The sequence below is a fragment of the Enterococcus sp. AMC1251 genome (genome assembly GCF_058216535.1).
Window position 1 is genome coordinate 3114583 of sequence record NZ_CM177098.1, and the last position, 18075, is coordinate 3132657.

The window sequence follows — 18075 nt, forward strand, 5'->3', positions numbered from 1 at the left end:
TTGTTCTTCCTCCTTCTAGCTTCGCACTTGATAAGTATGAACCAAATCTATTAAGATTGAAATTTATTTGTCTTATAAAAAAAGAAACTAGGACATAACTCTTAGAGTCACATCCCAGCCTCAATGAATCAGAACAAGCGTTGATAGCAGAAGCCACTCCCTCTTATTGCTGTAAAACACAATGAGGTACGAGTTGATGCAATACAGTACCTACTTGGTTCTCGGAGTTAAATTCTTCTATCCTAACTTCTTTCTTTGAGTTGAATTTTTACTTCGTTCTAAAATAAATTATTCTTCAATTTTTCTTTTTTTGAAAAATACTAATGTACTTGCTACTACTGCCATTAAGCCAAAGCTAGCCATTGAGCTAGTTTCCTCACCGGTACGAGGTAAATTTTTCTTTGAGTGATACGTGTTATTTTTTGTGTTATTCACCAAATTATTTGTTATACCAAGCTTATCAGGTTGATTGATTTTATCAGCTGGTTCTTTTGGTGCCGGTACATACGGTGGTTCAAATCTAGCTACCGATTTTCTATATACAAAGGTTACGTCATTTGTGCCATCACCGAATGTTCCTGACACTACTTGACCGGATGTTCTGGAAAACGTAACAGAGTCATTATTTGAAGAAACATATTCATACCCTTCTACAACTGGTGGCTCAGCCTTCCACGCTGTTTTGTATAGTCCACTCAACAAAGTATCTGCTTGATTCATAATCAAATTACCATCTTCATCTACCGCTGATACAACGACTACTAGACGTAAATTATCCATTGCGACTCTCAATGCGCTCACGGCTGCGTCAGCTTCTGCATCTGTTAATGCATTCTCCATCGCATTTGTCACCTGTTTAAGAGCAGCTTCAAAATCTGCTTTATCTGAATCAGAAGCTACTTTTGCTCCTTCTAATCGGCTCGCTTCTTGTAAAATTTCTACTAAATGATCTCTACGAACTAATCCATTACCGTTATTAATCGCTGCAATAATCGCTTCAGCGGCTGCAATGATTTCATCTCTATTGTTCGCCGCTACTTCTGGAACGATCTTACCTTGTGCATCAACAACTGCTGCTAAAACATTTTTCCCAGCATCTACAGCTGTTTGTATACTAGCTTTTTTTGCTGCAACAGACGCAGGTGTGTATATATCTTTAAATTCATCTGTATTGTTGATAATTTTAGTTGCTTCATTGATTGCCATCACTAAATTTCCTACAAAACTTAATTCAACCTCAGCCTTCACTAAGCTGGCAACTTTTCCATTAATATCAGCTATCGCAGCATCAAGTTGTTCATCCGTTACATCCGTTTGGCTTAATAATGCTGTAGCTGCAGACATCGCTGCTTGAAGCGGAATCGCTGTTTCAGCTGTATATGTGCCGTTATCAAGTACTGTTTGTGCATTAGCGATTGCTTCTCTAACTGCTTGCATTTTTTCTTCACTTGCAGTTGGTGTGACTGGCGTTTCTACTGCCGGAGTAATCGGCACCTCTGATGCATTCTCTGTGACTGGTGTTTCAGTTTCTTCTGTTAATGTTGCACCTGGAGTCTCTTCTTGATTTTGCGCCTCATCTACGGCTGTTTCTTTTTTATTTTCTTCTGTCGCATCAGGAACAACAGCTTCCCCAGTCTGTTCCTCTGTTTTCTGAGGCTCAACTTGTTCACTATTTTCAGTCGTTTCAGCGATGACTGCCAAAGCAGAAATTGGCCCAGCTAAAATTTGAGTACTGATCAGTGAAGCTAAAACAATCCCTTTTAATGATTTTTTCATCCTAGATCCCTCTTTCAAATTAATTTTAAAAGAATGTTAAAGCGCATTCTTATATTTAAGAATATCACAACCTGAGCATCGAAATTCTCACATATTTCTACTATTAATAAAAATTATGAGAATTTCACAATGTAACTCTCATATTTTTACGATTACTTTTGTAAGCCTTATCTTCTAAAAATAGCGTACTCACTGTGATCTTTTAGATAAAAAATAGTATCAACTTTTGCTTTTTTTGATTAGAGAATGATTCAAAAAAACTCTTCTTAAATATTTTCTTGGTCATTATCTTAAGAAACTCTTATGATATCTTGCACCGAAGGAACGTTATCTATACAATAAATAAATACAGTCGTTATTTAATTTTCGCTGAATAGTCTATGAATGTTGGCACAGCGTTTCAAAGTAAGGAGAACATACAATATGATTGAATTAGCCCACGAAAAAATCAACCTGTTACTTGATGAAATGGAAAAAGTTATTTTAGGAAAACGGGAAATCCTTCAATTAACTGTTACAGCTTTCTTAGCTGGCGGACATGTTTTATTCGAAGATATTCCAGGTGTTGGAAAAACAATGATGGTCAAAACTTTAGCTAGTGCAACACATGGTGCATTTAACCGAATTCAATTTACACCTGATTTACTTCCTAGTGATATTTTAGGCGTTTCTATTTACAATTCTACTTCTCAAATGTTTGAGTTTCATCAAGGTCCTATATTTACCACGGTGTTATTAGCAGATGAAATCAATCGAACCACACCTAAAACTCAAGCTGCCTTGCTAGAAGCTTTGTCTGAAAACCATGTAACAATCGACAACCATACATATCCATTGGATGAACATTTTTTTGTGTTGGCTACGCAGAATCCTCTGGAATATGAAGGAACCTATCCTTTGCCCGAAGCACAACTAGATCGTTTTTTATTTAAGCTTCATATCGGCTATCCTGAATTTAGCGATGAACTGAATTTGATATTGAACCAAACGGGACACGAACTGAATTTAGTACAGCAAATCTTAGATGCGTCCGAAATCAGTCGCTTAAAAAAAATTGTTGACAATATTTATGTGGATTCAGTAGTAGCCAGATATGCACTGCACTTGGTTCACGCAACTCGGAATCATGATGGAATCGCTCTTGGCATCAGCCCACGCGGTTCAGTTGCTTTCATTCGAGCGGCGAAAGCTTTTGCTTTAACCGAAGGAAGACATTACGTCACACCAAGTGACTTACAGCATATTTTACCAGCAACATTTGGTCATCGCCTATTATTAAAAGACGGACAGACAGCGTCCTTTGAGCATTTACAAGAGATTTTTGAACAAATTCTAAGACGAGTACCCGTTCCGGTTAGGAAATAGCTATGAGACAATATATGGTCATTAATTTCATGCTAATACTAAGCATTGCCATTTTCTACATTGCTGTTTTTTTATATACAATCATTTTTAACACCTCTACTGGTTGGCAAATACTTTTCTTTTTGACATTTCTATTGTTATGGGATCTTTTTACATTGATTCCATCGTTAAAAAAAATACACATTCAATTAATGGAGTGCAAAATACATACAGCGAACTCCCCGAATAAGATCAAATTGGAAATCTTTCGTTCACGTTCAACGTTGCTTAGAATTTCTCTGTTAACAATTGGTCTTAAAAATCAACCAGTTGCGAAAAATCAATACCTATCATTTTATTCTGGTCAGAAAAAGAAATTAACTTTTGAGTGGACACCTACACAAAGAGGTGTTTTTCAACAATATTCATTTGTCCTTACTAGCTCCGATATGTTTTTTATGTTTTCTAAACAGGCTGAATTATCATTAGCAGGTCCCTTTGTAATCATGCCTGCATTACGATTGGCTTTAGCTAAAGAGATTTACCAGCAATTGGTGAAATCTATGCCGAATTCCACTCCCCTTTTTGGTAATCAGACATTTTCGATTCGTAATTTCCGTAACTATCAGGTAGGAGATTCGTTTAGTTCTGTTGATTGGAAGCAATCTAGTAAAAGAAATAAGTTAATTGTGAAAGAATATGAGCATGAAATTGAAACAGAAATTCATTTCTTATTTTATGGTTTGTCTCATAAATACTTTGAAGAGCTTCTCTCTATTTACTATTCATTTGTTTGCCTAGTTGAAACTAAGTCCGCTTTCCAGCAAACAATTCTGGCAGAAATCCCTGATTCTATACCGCAAAAATATGCGCTAGCTGCAGCGACTCCATTGCTAGAAGAATGTTATTTACCTGATTTTTCTAATAAAAAAATAGTTGTTTTTGCTCCAAGCAAAACCAACCAACTCTCTGAACAGCTAAATAATTTAAAAAAGAAAAATGACATCTTTTTGATTACATTTGATGATGAAACACTCTGTCTACATAGGAAAGATCAAGTTAGCATTATCGATAAAGGAGGTCCTATTCTTGATAAGTAGAATAAAAGAAAAATGGCCTTTTGCACTTCTGAGTTTTTGTATATTAGTAACTGCTAGTCTCCCCTTTTTTAAAGCCTATGATTTGGCCCAAACCAAAACACTTTTTTTTGTAGGAATGCTGGCGTTGACTTGTTTTATGACCTTGCTTATCAAGGAGCATCTGATTATTTTTTCATTTTATATTCTTAGTTACCTACTTACTCTCTATTATTATTTTCCATTTGGTCAACAATTTGGAGTTACTTGGTTTGGCATTTTTATACAGAACATTATTCGCACGTATCAAAAAATACTTACTAGTAAAATTAATTATCTACCTGATTTTTTGGCTTTGTCTATTATTTTATTTTTGTTGATCTTACTATGTGTTCTTTTTATTCGCTATGAACGTTGTGCATTCGGCAGCGTCATGCTTATTGTCTATTTGCTTATGCTATCGGTTTTTAATCATTTAAATTTAGGAAGTCAAATCATTTTGATCACGAGTTTCACTATCTTTTTTTATGGATTGAAGCGGACACCTCATTTGATTTCTAGGAAAGAAAAAAGAACCTTGTTTTCATTACTTTATTTTTACTTGCAGGAGCTTCTTGTTTTTTTCCTATTCTATTTCCTCAACCACAGAATTTTTTATTTAATCAGACTACAAGCATTCGTAATTATATGAATCGACAAGGGCTTTATCGACAAATCGGAGCCTATGGTTCGAACGGTGATTCTAAAGTAGGATTTAGCGAAAATGATGCGCAATTAGGCGGTCCTGTCTCAGATGATCCCACAGTACTTTTTACTGCAAAACAATCTAGCGCACATTACTGGCGAGTAGAAACTAAAAATTATTTCACTGGAAAAGGTTGGAAAAGCACTTCAGAAGCCAGTTCTATTTCAGGTGATCCGTTACTTATTTCTACAAATCCAGAATATCAGGAAATACAGGAGATAGAATCCACGATTACTTTATCCTTTAATTCTCCTAAAGAATATTTACCTTATCCTTATGGTAATAGTTCAATTCCACTCAGCGAAATTGGTAAAGCGGAACAAATCAAAGATAAACAACGTTTCAATCTCTTAGATGCACCTGATACTATCCAGTTTACTTGGCAAAAACCTAGCTTTACGCAAGGTGTTTTACAACAGGTTTCAACCAAAAATTCGCAAGATGTACTAATGACCCAAGTCCCAATAACTACTCCAAAACGTGTTCAATCGTTAGCAATTTCATTAACGGAAAATCATAAAACGCTTTATGATAAGGTCAAAGCGATTGAACGTTACCTAAAACAAGATGGTGGATATCGCTATTCAAAAATCGACACTCCTTTTACACCACCAAAAGAGGATTACGTTGCCTATTTTCTTTTCGAATCAAAAATTGGTTACTGTGATAATTTCTCTAGCGCTATGGTTATTTTACTACGTTCGATCGGTATTTCCAGTCGTTGGACAAAAGGATTCACTTCGGGAGAAATCATGAATAGTAATAACTCAGAATATCAAGAATATACCATTAGAAATAGCGATGCTCATTCTTGGCCAGAAGTTTATTTTGAAGGGTATGGTTGGATTCCTTTTGAACCGACACCTAGTTTTACAAATGATATGAGTCAACCTATTGTTACTAATCCTTCTACGTCAGACAATGCGAAAGCCAGCAGTAGTGTTGAGGCAACTGTTCCCACTGAAACAACGAATACAACCGAAATTACTTATAATAGTGGCGAAAGTTCAGCTAAAAGAGAGACTCCAGATTTTGTAATTACTAAACAACCACCTGTTTTGCGTAATATCGTATTGGTTTCACTGGTTATTTTCTTAGTGTTCTGTAGTTTCTTTTTGAAAAAATACTTTTTCCTATTTTGTTTTAGTCTCTATTTAAAAATCCTTCCTAAGCAGTTTACTAATGCCTATATTATAGTATTACGCAAAGCAGAGCTAATTTTATCCCGGCAAGTTAATGAACCATTAACTATTTATGCGAAACGATTTGAAAATCACTACCCACAGTTCCACGGCTGTTTTATCCAGTTAACAGACGTCTATGAATATACTTTGTATGGTGGAATGAAATTTGAAGGTGATTATTTTGTCGGATTATTAATGAATATGGCACGATTATTGATAGACTTGAAAAAGAAGAAAAAATGAAAAGTGACTGGGACATAACTCTATGAGTTACAACCCAGTCACCTAAAATCCGAATAAACGGTAGGAGCAGAAGGAACCCATTCTGTCTCAACCTCTTTTTATTGATATAGTTGTTTTATCCAAACCACTGTTTGAATCGGTACGTATGAAACGGCTGCTCACAAGCATTCCCAAACGCTAAATGCATTTCTCCTTTACCTAAATCAAACACCATCGAAGCTAATGATTTTGATAATGGATGTTCGGGTGATGGATGGTTACAAACACTTTTTGGAAAATTACGATGGTTCGCTAAAAACTGTTTTCCGAGCTCCGCATCGATAACGCCGTAGTTTTCATTAACGATCGCCTCCATCGCTTCCAAACGGGAATGAGATGTTTTAGAGCCACCTTCCTCTGGTTCTTCTAAGGCAATACTATTATGATTTGCATGAATCATTACATCTGATGACTCGTGTTCATAAATCTTATTTGGAAAACACTCAAAACTTGTGATTCCTTCGTTAGCATGAGATAGGCTAAATTGATTTGGTACGGCATGAGGGACACTATAAAGATACTCCCGTGCTTCTTTTAAACTTTTCTTATTGAGCAGTTCTCTAATAATTCCTGCTGTAGGAACACCCTCTTTACGCTGACCGTTATCAATATACGTCCACATCACGGCTAAACCATAATTATTCATACCCATATACGCTGGAATACCTGGATGACTATAAATCAATGTTTCAAAATCAGATTCGCTATCACGATGATGCACAACACAATCAACCTCGGAACGATATTCATCAAGACGTTCATCATTGGTTTGACCACAAATCACGGACCCATCAAAAGTAGCATTTCCTTTCGCTGCAAATGAGGTACATTTATCACTGATCAATTTGTCAAAAAATGATCGTTCATAAACAGTATATAAATACAAAATCTCTTGAAAATCCAACCCGCTCCCTTTAGCAACTCCACGCATTTCAGCAGCCACATCAGGTGCAAATTTTTCTGTAAATTCAAGGTATGTTTGTGCTTTTCCCAACCATTTAGTAATGATCTCAGTTGGATCTTTATAAAATAATTTTTGGCTGGATAAGTTTGTTTCGATTTGCATTTTTAGCACTTCACCGATTTTGACTCCACGCTCAAACGCTGACCCTGTTACTTCTATATAGCGATGAATCATCTAATTCCCACCTTTTCTACTTTCAACTACTTTTCAATGGCTGTCCATTTATAATCATACTCAGGACCAGACGGCAAGATGCCTTTGACTTTTGGATTACGTAAATGGGCTTCAGCTTTTTGATAAACTGGGCAAACACCCATCGTATCCATTAAAACATTTTCCGCTTCAATTAAATCCTTCCAACGAGCTTTTGGATTGCCTGCATTCGTTGTTGCAGAAGCTTTCAAGTATTTATCAAATTCTTTGTTGGTATATTTACCACTATTATTGATATTATCTGAGGCAAATAATTCTAAGAACACACTAGGATCGTTGTATTCCGCACCCCAGCCTACTAAAATCATATCAAAATCACCTTTATTCCCACGTTCTAAACGAACGGAAAGCGGTACTGACGAAACTTCAACTGTCACACCTTTCAAAGTTTCTTGAATTGCCCCTTGCATGTATTCTACCACTTTTTTTGCAGAATCGGCATCGGATGAAAGCAAATTGATTTTTAATGTATCGATTCCTAATTCTGTTTTTGCTTTAGCCCAATATTCTTCGGCCCTTTCTGGATCATACTTTAAATGATTCCCAGAATCTTTTACAAAGTCAGCTTCGGTTTCAAGGTTAAATGACATATTTTTCGGTACTAAGCCTGTTGCAGCAATCGATCCATCTCCTAAGACTTGATCTACTAAAGTTTGGCGATCTAACGCGTAGGAAATTGCTTTTCTAAGATTTTCATTTTGGAATTCTTTTTTTGTTTGATTATATTCAACATATGTCGCATTTGACATATCTTGTGAGAAAAAGGCTGGATCATCTACCATTTGCTGAGCTAGTTCACCCGTCACAACGATGTCATCTGTTTGACCATCTTGAAATAGATTTAATGCCGTTGCATCTTCTTTTATAACATCAACATTTATTTTTTCCATCGTCACATTGGCTTGATCCCAATATTTATCATTTTTTACATATGCCCATTTTGTATCGGTTCCTGCCCCTTCAAACTCACTAAGCACAAACGGTCCATTGTATACCATATGCTCACTTGAACTAGCATATTTTTCGTCGCTTTCATTGATGATTTTTTCATTTTGCGGGAAAAACGGTGGTAAAGACAATAAAGATTCCATATATGGAACAGGTGATTCAAGCGTCACTTCTAATTCATGATCACTCAATGCTTTTACACCTAACTCCTTTGCTGGTGTCTTCCCGTCCATGATTGCTTGATAATTTTTGATTGATTCAAATAAGTAAGCCACTTCTGAAGCAGTCTTTGGTTCGACTGTCCGCTGCCAGCCATATACATAATCCGCTGCAACAATTGGATCGCCATTTGACCAAACTGCATCTTTGCGTAATTTAAATGTATAAGTTAAGCCCTCTTCACTGACTTTAGGCATTTCCGCTGCACCTGCTGGAATCAGTTTGCCTTCTTTATCTGCACGGAATAATCCTTCACCTGTATTTTTCAATACACCCCAGCCAACAACATCATTTGTGACAGAAGCATCAATCGATGGAATTTCTTGTTTTACAACAACTGAAAATGTTTGTTCGTTGTTTGCTGATTTTTTTCCCGTTTCGCCAGTCTTTTCTTTACCAGAAGCACATCCGCTAAGTAAAATTATACAACTTGCGGCGGTTAGTAAATACCCTAATCTTGTATTTCTCATTTAATCCCCTCCTAGATAATCGAACTATATTAAAAAATAACATTCATTATTATAACACGAAAATAAGCGTTTTCTCATCTATTTCACGTTTTATTTTTACCAAATTTTATTTTTATACGCATTATTTCTGGCACCCTGATCTTCAAAATCCCTTGCATCCTCTACAAACTTATGTGAAAATGAATTACTTGATTTTGTAAGGAGATATTTATGAAAAGATTAGCGATCATAGGCGGTGGGATTATTGGTTTGACCTTAGCCAATTACATCGATTTAACAAAATATAGTGTAACAGTTTATGACAATCCAGTTGGACAAGCGACTAAAGCCAGCGCAGGCATCATCTCTCCTTGGCTTTCAAAACGTCGCAATAAAAAATGGTATCAGCTTGCGAAAGACGGAGCCGCATTTTACCCTAAATTAGTGCAGGACTTTTCTCTACCGAGTAATGTTTATCAACAAACTGGTACTCTGATTCTTCGAAAAGATAGTGAACTTGGGTCGCTTATGCAACTAGCAGAAGAAAGAAAACAGGATGCACCTGAAATCGGAGATATTCACTTATTGTCTGCAGAGCAAGTCAAAGAAAAACTGCCTTTACTAAGCGCACAACCAGCCCTATTTATCACAGGCGGCGGGAAATTAGATGGTGCTAGTTACTTAGAAACATTAAGACAACGTGCGCTAAGCAAAATGATCACTATAAAAACTGATACAGCTAAACTTAGCCAAACGCAAGATCAATGGCTCGTTCAGACCTCCGACGAAACGGAACAATTTGATGCAATTGCGTTATGTGCTGGACCAAGCTTGCCACCATTGTTGGATTCTCTTGGCTATTCAACGGAGATTCGAGCGCAAAAAGGACAACTATTAGCCTTTGAAACCCCCTTCAAAAACAGCGGCAGTTGGCCTGTTGCAATGTTAGATGGCGAAAGCGATTTGATTCCTTTTGAAGATGGACAGATTTTAGTTGGCGCAACACATGAAAATGATGGCGGCTTTGATTTAACGCCAACGAAAGAGGCTTTTTCTTTACTAAAAGAAAAAACAATTCCTTTTCTGGTTGAATCTGCTTTTTTTGAAGAATATCCAGCGACTTATCGTGTAGGAACACGTGCTTATACGTCAGATTTCGCCCCTTTTTTCAATTGTTTACCAGATAATCCTACTGCAGTTGTGGCCAGTGGTTTAGGTTCTTCCGGGTTAACAACTGGACCTTATATTGGTTTTCTTTTAGCGAAGTATTTCAATGAGGGCAAAAATGATTGGGAGAACTATCAAAAACCGATTGAAAATTATGTATCAAAATGAAAATAAGCAGGAATAAAACGCAATAGGTTTTATTCCTGCTTGTTTTTATTATAGTTTTTTTGCTTCTACAACAAAGTTTCTCATTTCACGATACAACGTCTCTTTGATTTCTTTCAACTCTCGTTCAACCATTTTTTTCTCACTGACTAGTTGACACCCGTTGATCCAAACTGAATCCACGTTACTGGCGTTAGCTGAGTAGACAATAGCTGAGTATGGATCAAAAATCGGGAACATATTGACAGATTCCGTTTCGATCAGGGTTAAATCTGCTTTTTTTCCGATTTCGATCGAGCCTACCTGATCTGCTAAACCTAACGTTTTTGCACCGCCCATTGTTGCAAGGTAAACAATTTCTTTTGCTGGAAAAAGGGCTCGATCCCGATTATGGGTTTTATGAAAATTAGCAAACAGACGCATTTGGCTAAATAAATCTAACGTATTCCCGCTACTCGGTCCATCCGTTCCTAAGCCTACCACGATTTTTTTTTCAAGCATTTGTTTGACAGGGGCTACCCCTTTTGCTGATTTAGTGTTCGCACCAATGCAATGAGCAACACGGGCTTTCCCTTTTGACTGAGCAATGATGTTTAAATCATTTTCAGTTGCTAAAATACAATGAGCCAAAATAAAGTCACGTTCAAAATAGCCTAATGTTTGTAGAAATTCTATTGGTGTTTGGTTATATTTTTCTTGAAACGCTTCTACTTCATAAGTCATTTCAGACACATGCATTGTAATCGGTGCATTATATTTTTCGCTAAGCGCCACGATTTTTTTTAGTGTTTCTGGATTATTTGTATTGGACGCGTGCGGCGCAATGATCGGTGTCACTAAAGGATCGTTTTGCCATTTTTCTAAAAATGTATCACAATATTCATAGCCACCTGACGGTTTAGAACTATCACAAGTAGGCATGTCGATAATGGTTTCACCAACTAATGCTCGGATGCCCATTTCTTTACAGCTTTTAGCTACCTCATCTTCAAAATAGTACATATCACAAAACGTCGTCACACCACTTAATAACATTTCTGCGATTGCGTAATCACTGCTCGCTCTTACCAAGTCTTTTGTCATGTGTTGTTCTAAAGGAAATAAAAATCGACGCAGTCGATCGGGTACATCATCTCCTAAAGAACGAAATGGAATCATTCCTGCATGTGTATGCGAATTGATCAGACCTGGAATCAACAATCCGTTTTTTCCATCAATTACTTTATCCGCTTGAATAGTTACTGAATTAAGTTCAGAAATAGAACCGATTTTCTTAATTAACTCATCTTCAATCAATAGAAAACCATCTTTAACTTCTGAAAAATAATTGTCCATTGAAAGGATATGAACATTTTTAATAAGAGTCTTCATTCACTAACACTCCGTCTTCTGGAAAAATCAATGGATAAAACGCTTGCGTCTTTGTATTCATCATTCCCATATCTGTCACCTTGATTGCAGGTGAGACTGGCAGAGATAATGTAGAGAACGACATGATCTCATTCATATTTTTGTAGCCTAACGCTTGCATGCTTGCGCGAACTTTTTGCAAGTCTCCACCTAGTTCTTCAATCGGAGCTTGAGATAAGATTCCACCTATAGGTAAAGGGCATCTCCCTGTAATTTCTCCATTTGAAACAACAATATAACCGCCTTGAATCGCTAGTAATTCGTTTTGCGCTAGCACGATATCTTCCACCGTATTGCCCATAACCATTACATTATGATGATCATGTGCCCAAGTTGTGGCGATTGCGCCTTTTTCAGTGATTGGTTTATCCATTAGTGCTATCGAAATATTGCCATTTTTACCGTATCTTTCCATTACAATCAATAAAGCACAGTCTGCTTCTTGCCATTGTAAAATCCCATCCTTCACGGGAATTTCTTTAGTGATCCGTTCAGTGAACGTTCCTACTTCTTGTTTTTGGATTACATTACAGCGGACATATTCTTTGTCCGTTGCCACTTTGATCACTATATCAGAAAGCGTAAGTGGTTTGCAGTGAACGGATTGCTTGTACTCTGCTGGAAATGACTCAATCACAGCAGGATATTCAATTTTTGCCCCTTCTTCATAAACCTTTTTCCCTGATTTATAAACAGCATCAAACGTAAACTCTTCTAAATCATTTAACAAAATAAAATCAGCATTTCGACCTGGCGCAATTTCTCCACGATCATGAAAACCCATTCGTCTCGCTGGTGTGTAGGTCGTCATATAAATTGCTTTTTCAATTGGCAAACCGGCTTTTACTGCCTTTTTCAGATTCTCGTTCAAATGCCCTTGAAGTAAATCGTCCGCCATTACATCATCTGTGATAATACTGGCATATTCATAAAATTCATTTTCTACAATAACCTTCATATTTTCCGGTGTGATGGATTTATTTTGGAACTGGATAAAAACACCGGCCTCAATTTTTTCTTTTAAGGATTCTGGAAATTGATGTGTATGATCTGAAGTGATTCCGCTAAATAAAAAGGCTGCCAGCTCTTCATCATAAATTTTTGGACAATGGCCTTCTAAGGGCATCGTCGGCCGTTCTTTTTTACATAGATCAATGATTTGGCGAATCAACGACTCTGGTTCATAGGCAATTCCTTTGAAATTCATTGCTTCACCTAAACAGACGATTTTAGGATGCTTCAACAGCGCTGCCACTTCAGCAAGTCCGATAATACCACCCGTTGTTTCTAGTTCTGGTGTTGTTGAAGGAACAGAAGACGGAATCGCATGAAAAATATCCAGCTCAGTTTCTGCCTTCATAAATTCTTCTAATCCTTTTAAACCAAAAACATTTGCCATCTCATGAGCATCTGCTACAACCGTTGTTACCCCATAGCGTAATACTGCTTTTGAAAAAATCGTCGGTGTCGTCATTGAACTTTCAATATGCATATGGGCATCAATCAAGCCGGGAATCATATACTGATTCTCGGCTTTGATGATTGTTTCAGGCGTCAAGTGGTTCAACTCTGCGTTACTGATATAATAAAATTTACCATCTTTAATAGAGACATTTTTTTTGCTAAAAGATTGTGTGGCGGTTTGGAAAACCCAAACATCTTGAATAATCATATCTACGTTCATACTTATCGCCTTTCTCGCTTGTTTATTGATTCATTGTACGGTTCCATTGATCGACCCAATTAGATAAATTGTCATTAATGAATGAAAAATCAACTGTTTTTGCTCGGTCCGCAACTTTACCGTATGTCTTATTTTCTGCTTGTTTTTCATCAAGTGTTACTTTACTGTTGGTTGGCCCTTCATTTAATGAAACAGCTTTTGCTTTTTGTGAGGCTTCACTGATACGATCGTTAACAAATGTATAAGCCAATTCTTTATTTTTAGAACTTTTCGGTACATTAATCGTGTTGAAGTTTGCATAGGTGCCACTTTCAGGAACAACGTACGTTGCGTCTTTAGAAGCACCTTGAATGATATCAACCGCAAAATCAGCTACAACTGCTACTTCGATTTCACCTGACTGAAACATGTTTGCTAGATCTGATGATTTTGAATAGGTCTTAACCACATTTGGTTTTAACTCTTTCATTGCATCAAAGGCTGCTTTGCCTTTATCTGTTGTAATATCAACACCTGCATGATCGCTGGCAATGTATAACATCAAAGGGCCTGCTGTTGTAGAAATGTCTGGGACAGAAATTTTCCCTTTAAGATCAGACGACCATAAATCATCCCAGCTCGTGATTTCTTTGCCAACTTTTTCTTTGTTATAAACAATCCCTACGCTATTAACTGCGATCGGGATACCTGCTCCACTTTCGTAAACTTCTTTTGCTCCAGCAGTTAACTCTTTGATATTCGGTACTTCTTTTTCTGTGATTTTTTCAAAAAGATCTGCCTTATCGCCTTGCGTTGCATTGGCTTGCGCTAATTCGATCACATCGATTCCAGCATTGGGGTTATTCAATAGTTTTGTATAACGATCTGCACTATTGCCAACTTCTAATGTCACTTTCGCATCGTTTGTGTTTTCAAAAGGAGCAATAATATCTTTTTTTACAATATCTTCACTCAAACCAAAGGTAGAAACAACTAATGCATTGCTGCCTGTTTTGCCTTCTTCTTTCGTATTCGCTTCGCTATTGCCACAAGCAGCCATTAATAAAGTTGCTGTTGCTAAAACGCCGATCATTAGTTTCTTTTTCATTTTGTTTAGTCCCCTTCATCTTATCGTTTATTTTTCTAAAACAACGAGTTTATCTGCTGGAAAAGCCAAATTGATTTTATCTCCTGTTTCATAGATCTGTTCACTTGTGCCATTGACTAATAGTTTTCCAAGTGGTGTTGTTACTTCATACTGATAGCTTTTTCCTAAGAAAGTTCTGATTGCGACCATTCCTTCAACAGATTCGTGCGTAGGTTCTCGCAAAATTTCAATATCTTCTGGACGGATCGTTGCGACTGTCTCAGTTGTCGTTGGTTGTGGATTAGACGTAGTGAACAACTGACCGTTTTCACTTTTATATTGACCTTCCGCATTTTTCGTTACAGTAAAGAAATTTTCAAACCCGATAAAATGTGCGACAAATTTTGTTTTTGGTAAACGGTAAATTTTTTCTGGCGAATCATATTGCTCGATCACACCATTATTCATGACCGCGACCTTATCTGAAATAGAAAAACATTCTTCTTGGTCGTGGGTCACAAATACTGTCGTTATCCCTAATTGTTGCTGGATTCGTTTGATTTCGATCCGCATGGCTACTCTTAATTTTGCATCTAAATTACTTAAAGGTTCATCTAATAATAACAATTTAGGTTCAATAATCAAAGCACGCGCTAACGCTACACGCTGTCTCTGCCCACCTGAAAGTTGTTTAGGATAACGATCACCAAGATTTTCTAATCCGCAAACCTCAAGCATTTTTTCTACTTTTTCTTTTGTACTATCTTTCGATTCTTTTCTTAATTTTAGTCCAAACGCAACATTTTCTGCAATCGTCAAATGTGGAAATAATGCATAGCTTTGAAAGACCATACCAAAATTTCGTTTATGCACAGGAACTTTTGTCAAGTCATCTTCATCTAACGTAAAAGAACCATCATTTGGCTTGATTAGTCCTGCAATCACTCGAAGTGTCGTCGTTTTACCACAGCCACTAGGACCAAGAAGTGAGACTAATTCACCTTTTTCCATTGAAATGCTTAAATCCTTTAATATATCTTGTTTACCATCATAACTGACACGTATCTCTTTTAATTCAACAAAAGTCAAAATTTTCTCCTCTTTCTACCTATTTAAGTTCGAACGCTCTTATTGCTCTCTCTTTTATTTACGCAATCGAAGCTAATCCTAATGTTTTTTCGATCAAAAACATCAAACCCATTGTCAGTAACATCAGCATTACTGAAATGGCTGAAACAGTTGGATCATAATTGTATTCCATGTAACTAAGTAAAGATGTTGGTAACATCGTCACTCCTGGCCCAGATAAAAACATCGACACTGGAACATTATTGAATGAATTAACAAACGCTAACATAAAGGCTGCAAATATCCCTGAAGAGACATTGGGTAAAACGATTTGAATAAATGCACGCGTTCTCGTACAACCTAAAGTCCAAGCAACTTCTTCCATCGAATAGTCCAACTGCTCCATGCTTGAACCAACTACTCGAATAATATACGGTAAACTGATTAGAAAGTGCCCAATCAATAATCCTTGAAAAATCGGTAAGCCTAATTTGATGACAATATATTGAAATAATGTGTATCCCACGACAATGCCTGGAATCACAGTTGGAGATAAAAAGAAGCTTTTAATAAAGTTTCTCCCTTTTACTGAATACCGTGCCAAGGCATAAGATGCTGGAATCCCAACAACCAATGCTAAGACGGTTGCTAGTACACCGATCATTAAACTTAATTTAAAACTGCTCATAAACGTATCTGACTGCAACGCTTTTGCATACCAATCTAGTGTAAATCCTTTGATCGGAAACTGAATCGCAGCAGCTGTTCCAAAGGACGTGACAACGATCAAGCAAAGCGGTAAGAATAAGAATAAAAACACTAAGATCGCAATCAACGTCATCCCTTTTTGTTTACGCATTGTTTGCTTCTCTCCTATCAACTTTTTTGGCGACTATATCTAAGCCCTTCATAACGATTAACGTTACAACAATCATAATCAAGGCTAAAATACTCGCAGCATTCCAATCTCCCAAGGTATTGGCTTTTTGATATAGGAAGGTTGACATCATCATTTTCTGATTCCCACCTAACAATTGCGGTGTGGTATAAGCTGTCAGTGTCCCAGTAAAAACCAAGATACTCCCAACGATCGTTCCAGGAATCGAAAGCGGCAATACAACTTTTCGAAAAGCTGTGAATGGACTTGCGCCTAACGTTTCAGCGGCTTCCAACATTTCCCCTTCGATATTTTCCATAACCCCTACAAGCGTCATGATCATCGTCGGTAAAAAAAGATAAACAGAGCCAATAATAATTGCAAATTCTGTATAAAGTAAATTTAATGGCTGAGCGATCAAGCCTGTTTTCAATAACAACGTGTTGATTACACCCGTTTTCCCTAAAATATTGATCCAAGCAAAACTACGAATCACTGAATTAGTCAACAACGGAAACAAGGTCATCGCCATTAAAATCCCGCGCCATTTTTTACTAACCCCAGCGATGTAATACGCCGTTGGGATCCCGAGTAAAATCGAAATAAACGTAACGATCAATGACACTCTAATCGTGCGCCAAAAAATCGACAGGTTATATTCATCTTTAAAAAAATCGAGGTAGCTACTCAATGTCACCCCTTGATCTGAAAAAATAGTTGGTAAAATACTTGTAGCCAAAGGAATCATTAAGAAAAATAATAATAAAATCATTCCAGGTGCTACGATAAAATACGGAACATTCTTGTTCATTCATACACTCCTCGTTCGTTTTTCCACAGATTCAGTATACTCATTTTCTAAGTTAATTTCAATATGTTTTTTGAATTAAAAAGATAAATATTCGTGTATTAACAAGAAAATATGTTGATGCATACAAAAAAAGCGAATTCAAACTTCTATAACGAACTTAAAACTAAAATTTGTTGTTTGAACTGCTTTTCTATTTTTTTAGTTATTTCTCTTCATGGGGAAAAGGAGTTTTGACTGTAGTAGATATTCTTCTTGATACTTTAACGTCAGTTCTTTTAAAAATGAGAGTAACTCATCCTGGTTTACGAAAAATGTTGCAAGCAGCTCTTCGTATTTTTTCCGCTCTATCTCTGTTGCTTGGTTTTTAAAATAGCCCCAGACATGTTGATACGCGTTTATGAGATTGCCTTTTTTGGGTGGCTCAGCTAATGCGTGCTGTAGATAGCTTCGAAATGCCTGTTCTTTTTCTTCATCCCACTCATCATCCGCAAATAGTTGTCTGATTGCTCTATAATCTGGTTGAGATTTTGACAAAATCAAATACTTAAGTGAGGCCCATTCTTGTTGCCTTTGCGCTATTATTTTCAAAAAAATCTTCCTTTCTATTTCTTATATGAAAAAAAAATG

14 protein-coding genes are annotated in these 18075 nt (G+C 36.8%); 4 read left to right on the plus strand and 10 right to left on the minus strand.

The window, feature by feature from the left end; genetic code table 11:
* Positions 1–288 precede the first annotated feature (288 nt).
* Entirely contained in the window at positions 289–1776 is a 1488-nt protein-coding gene (locus tag AC4BBR_RS14755; protein ID WP_490460228.1) for a MucBP domain-containing protein, read from the minus strand.
* A 423-nt stretch (positions 1777–2199) separates the two neighbouring features.
* Between AC4BBR_RS14755 and AC4BBR_RS14760 the strand changes: the two genes are divergently transcribed.
* The 3 genes from AC4BBR_RS14760 (at position 2200) to AC4BBR_RS14770 (ending at position 6368) form a co-directional block, all read left to right on the plus strand.
* Positions 2200–3141, plus strand: coding sequence for an AAA family ATPase (locus AC4BBR_RS14760; protein ID WP_490460229.1), 942 nt, complete (start codon positions 2200–2202; stop codon positions 3139–3141).
* Between the two features lie 2 nt (positions 3142–3143).
* Positions 3144–4220 carry a DUF58 domain-containing protein gene (locus tag AC4BBR_RS14765; RefSeq protein ID WP_490460230.1) on the plus strand — a complete coding sequence of 359 codons (1077 nt, stop codon included), beginning with the start codon at positions 3144–3146 and terminating at the stop codon, positions 4218–4220.
* A 663-nt stretch (positions 4221–4883) separates the two neighbouring features.
* Positions 4884–6368: a transglutaminase TgpA family protein gene (locus AC4BBR_RS14770; protein ID WP_490460231.1), complete on the plus strand. Its 1485-nt coding sequence runs from the start codon at positions 4884–4886 to the stop codon at positions 6366–6368.
* Positions 6369–6483: 115 nt separating this feature from the next.
* On the opposite strand, the gene AC4BBR_RS14775 is transcribed toward AC4BBR_RS14770, so the two are convergent.
* Positions 6484–7545 carry a C45 family autoproteolytic acyltransferase/hydrolase gene (locus tag AC4BBR_RS14775; RefSeq protein ID WP_490460232.1) on the minus strand — a complete coding sequence of 354 codons (1062 nt, stop codon included), beginning with the start codon at positions 7543–7545 and terminating at the stop codon, positions 6484–6486.
* Positions 7546–7571: 26 nt separating this feature from the next.
* On the minus strand, positions 7572–9221 hold the full coding sequence (locus tag AC4BBR_RS14780) for a peptide ABC transporter substrate-binding protein (protein ID WP_490460233.1): 1650 nt from the start codon (positions 9219–9221) through the stop codon (positions 7572–7574).
* Between the two features lie 210 nt (positions 9222–9431).
* Between AC4BBR_RS14780 and AC4BBR_RS14785 the strand changes: the two genes are divergently transcribed.
* Positions 9432–10535 carry an NAD(P)/FAD-dependent oxidoreductase gene (locus AC4BBR_RS14785; protein ID WP_490460234.1) on the plus strand — a complete coding sequence of 368 codons (1104 nt, stop codon included), beginning with the start codon at positions 9432–9434 and terminating at the stop codon, positions 10533–10535.
* A gap of 48 nt (positions 10536–10583) precedes the next feature.
* On the opposite strand, the gene AC4BBR_RS14790 is transcribed toward AC4BBR_RS14785, so the two are convergent.
* The 7 genes from AC4BBR_RS14790 to AC4BBR_RS14820 form a co-directional block, all read right to left on the minus strand.
* On the minus strand, positions 10584–11903 hold the full coding sequence (locus tag AC4BBR_RS14790) for an amidohydrolase (RefSeq protein WP_490460235.1): 1320 nt from the start codon (positions 11901–11903) through the stop codon (positions 10584–10586).
* Positions 11887–13626: an adenine deaminase gene (locus AC4BBR_RS14795; protein WP_490460236.1), complete on the minus strand. Its 1740-nt coding sequence runs from the start codon at positions 13624–13626 to the stop codon at positions 11887–11889. Before AC4BBR_RS14795 ends, AC4BBR_RS14790 begins: the two co-directional genes overlap by 17 nt.
* Positions 13627–13648: 22 nt before the next feature.
* Entirely contained in the window at positions 13649–14713 is a 1065-nt protein-coding gene (locus AC4BBR_RS14800) for an ABC transporter substrate-binding protein (RefSeq protein ID WP_490460237.1), read from the minus strand.
* Positions 14714–14740: 27 nt separating this feature from the next.
* Positions 14741–15781 (minus strand): ABC transporter ATP-binding protein, encoded by a 1041-nt coding sequence (locus AC4BBR_RS14805; protein WP_490460238.1) that lies wholly within the window; start codon positions 15779–15781, stop codon positions 14741–14743.
* A gap of 58 nt (positions 15782–15839) precedes the next feature.
* On the minus strand, positions 15840–16619 hold the full coding sequence (locus AC4BBR_RS14810) for an ABC transporter permease (protein ID WP_490460239.1): 780 nt from the start codon (positions 16617–16619) through the stop codon (positions 15840–15842).
* A complete protein-coding gene (locus AC4BBR_RS14815; protein ID WP_490460240.1) occupies positions 16612–17448 on the minus strand; it encodes an ABC transporter permease in 837 nt (278 codons plus the stop codon). The genes AC4BBR_RS14810 and AC4BBR_RS14815 overlap by 8 nt, the downstream gene beginning before the upstream one ends.
* A 198-nt stretch (positions 17449–17646) precedes the next feature.
* Entirely contained in the window at positions 17647–18036 is a 390-nt protein-coding gene (locus AC4BBR_RS14820) for a YbgA family protein (RefSeq protein ID WP_490460241.1), read from the minus strand.
* Between the last annotated feature and the right edge of the window lie 39 nt (positions 18037–18075).

Coding starts and splice junctions, on each gene's coding strand:
- AC4BBR_RS14795 (WP_490460236.1), bottom strand. CDS start 13,626: ATGAACGTAGATATGATTATTCAAGATGTTTGGGTTTTCCAAACCGCC.
- AC4BBR_RS14770 (WP_490460231.1), top strand. CDS start 4,884: ATGAATCGACAAGGGCTTTATCGACAAATCGGAGCCTATGGTTCGAAC.
- AC4BBR_RS14765 (WP_490460230.1), top strand. CDS start 3,144: ATGAGACAATATATGGTCATTAATTTCATGCTAATACTAAGCATTGCC.
- AC4BBR_RS14775 (WP_490460232.1), bottom strand. CDS start 7,545: ATGATTCATCGCTATATAGAAGTAACAGGGTCAGCGTTTGAGCGTGGA.
- AC4BBR_RS14755 (WP_490460228.1), bottom strand. CDS start 1,776: ATGAAAAAATCATTAAAAGGGATTGTTTTAGCTTCACTGATCAGTACT.
- AC4BBR_RS14780 (WP_490460233.1), bottom strand. CDS start 9,221: ATGAGAAATACAAGATTAGGGTATTTACTAACCGCCGCAAGTTGTATA.
- AC4BBR_RS14785 (WP_490460234.1), top strand. CDS start 9,432: ATGAAAAGATTAGCGATCATAGGCGGTGGGATTATTGGTTTGACCTTA.
- AC4BBR_RS14810 (WP_490460239.1), bottom strand. CDS start 16,619: ATGCGTAAACAAAAAGGGATGACGTTGATTGCGATCTTAGTGTTTTTA.
- AC4BBR_RS14800 (WP_490460237.1), bottom strand. CDS start 14,713: ATGAAAAAGAAACTAATGATCGGCGTTTTAGCAACAGCAACTTTATTA.
- AC4BBR_RS14790 (WP_490460235.1), bottom strand. CDS start 11,903: ATGAAGACTCTTATTAAAAATGTTCATATCCTTTCAATGGACAATTAT.
- AC4BBR_RS14760 (WP_490460229.1), top strand. CDS start 2,200: ATGATTGAATTAGCCCACGAAAAAATCAACCTGTTACTTGATGAAATG.
- AC4BBR_RS14815 (WP_490460240.1), bottom strand. CDS start 17,448: ATGAACAAGAATGTTCCGTATTTTATCGTAGCACCTGGAATGATTTTA.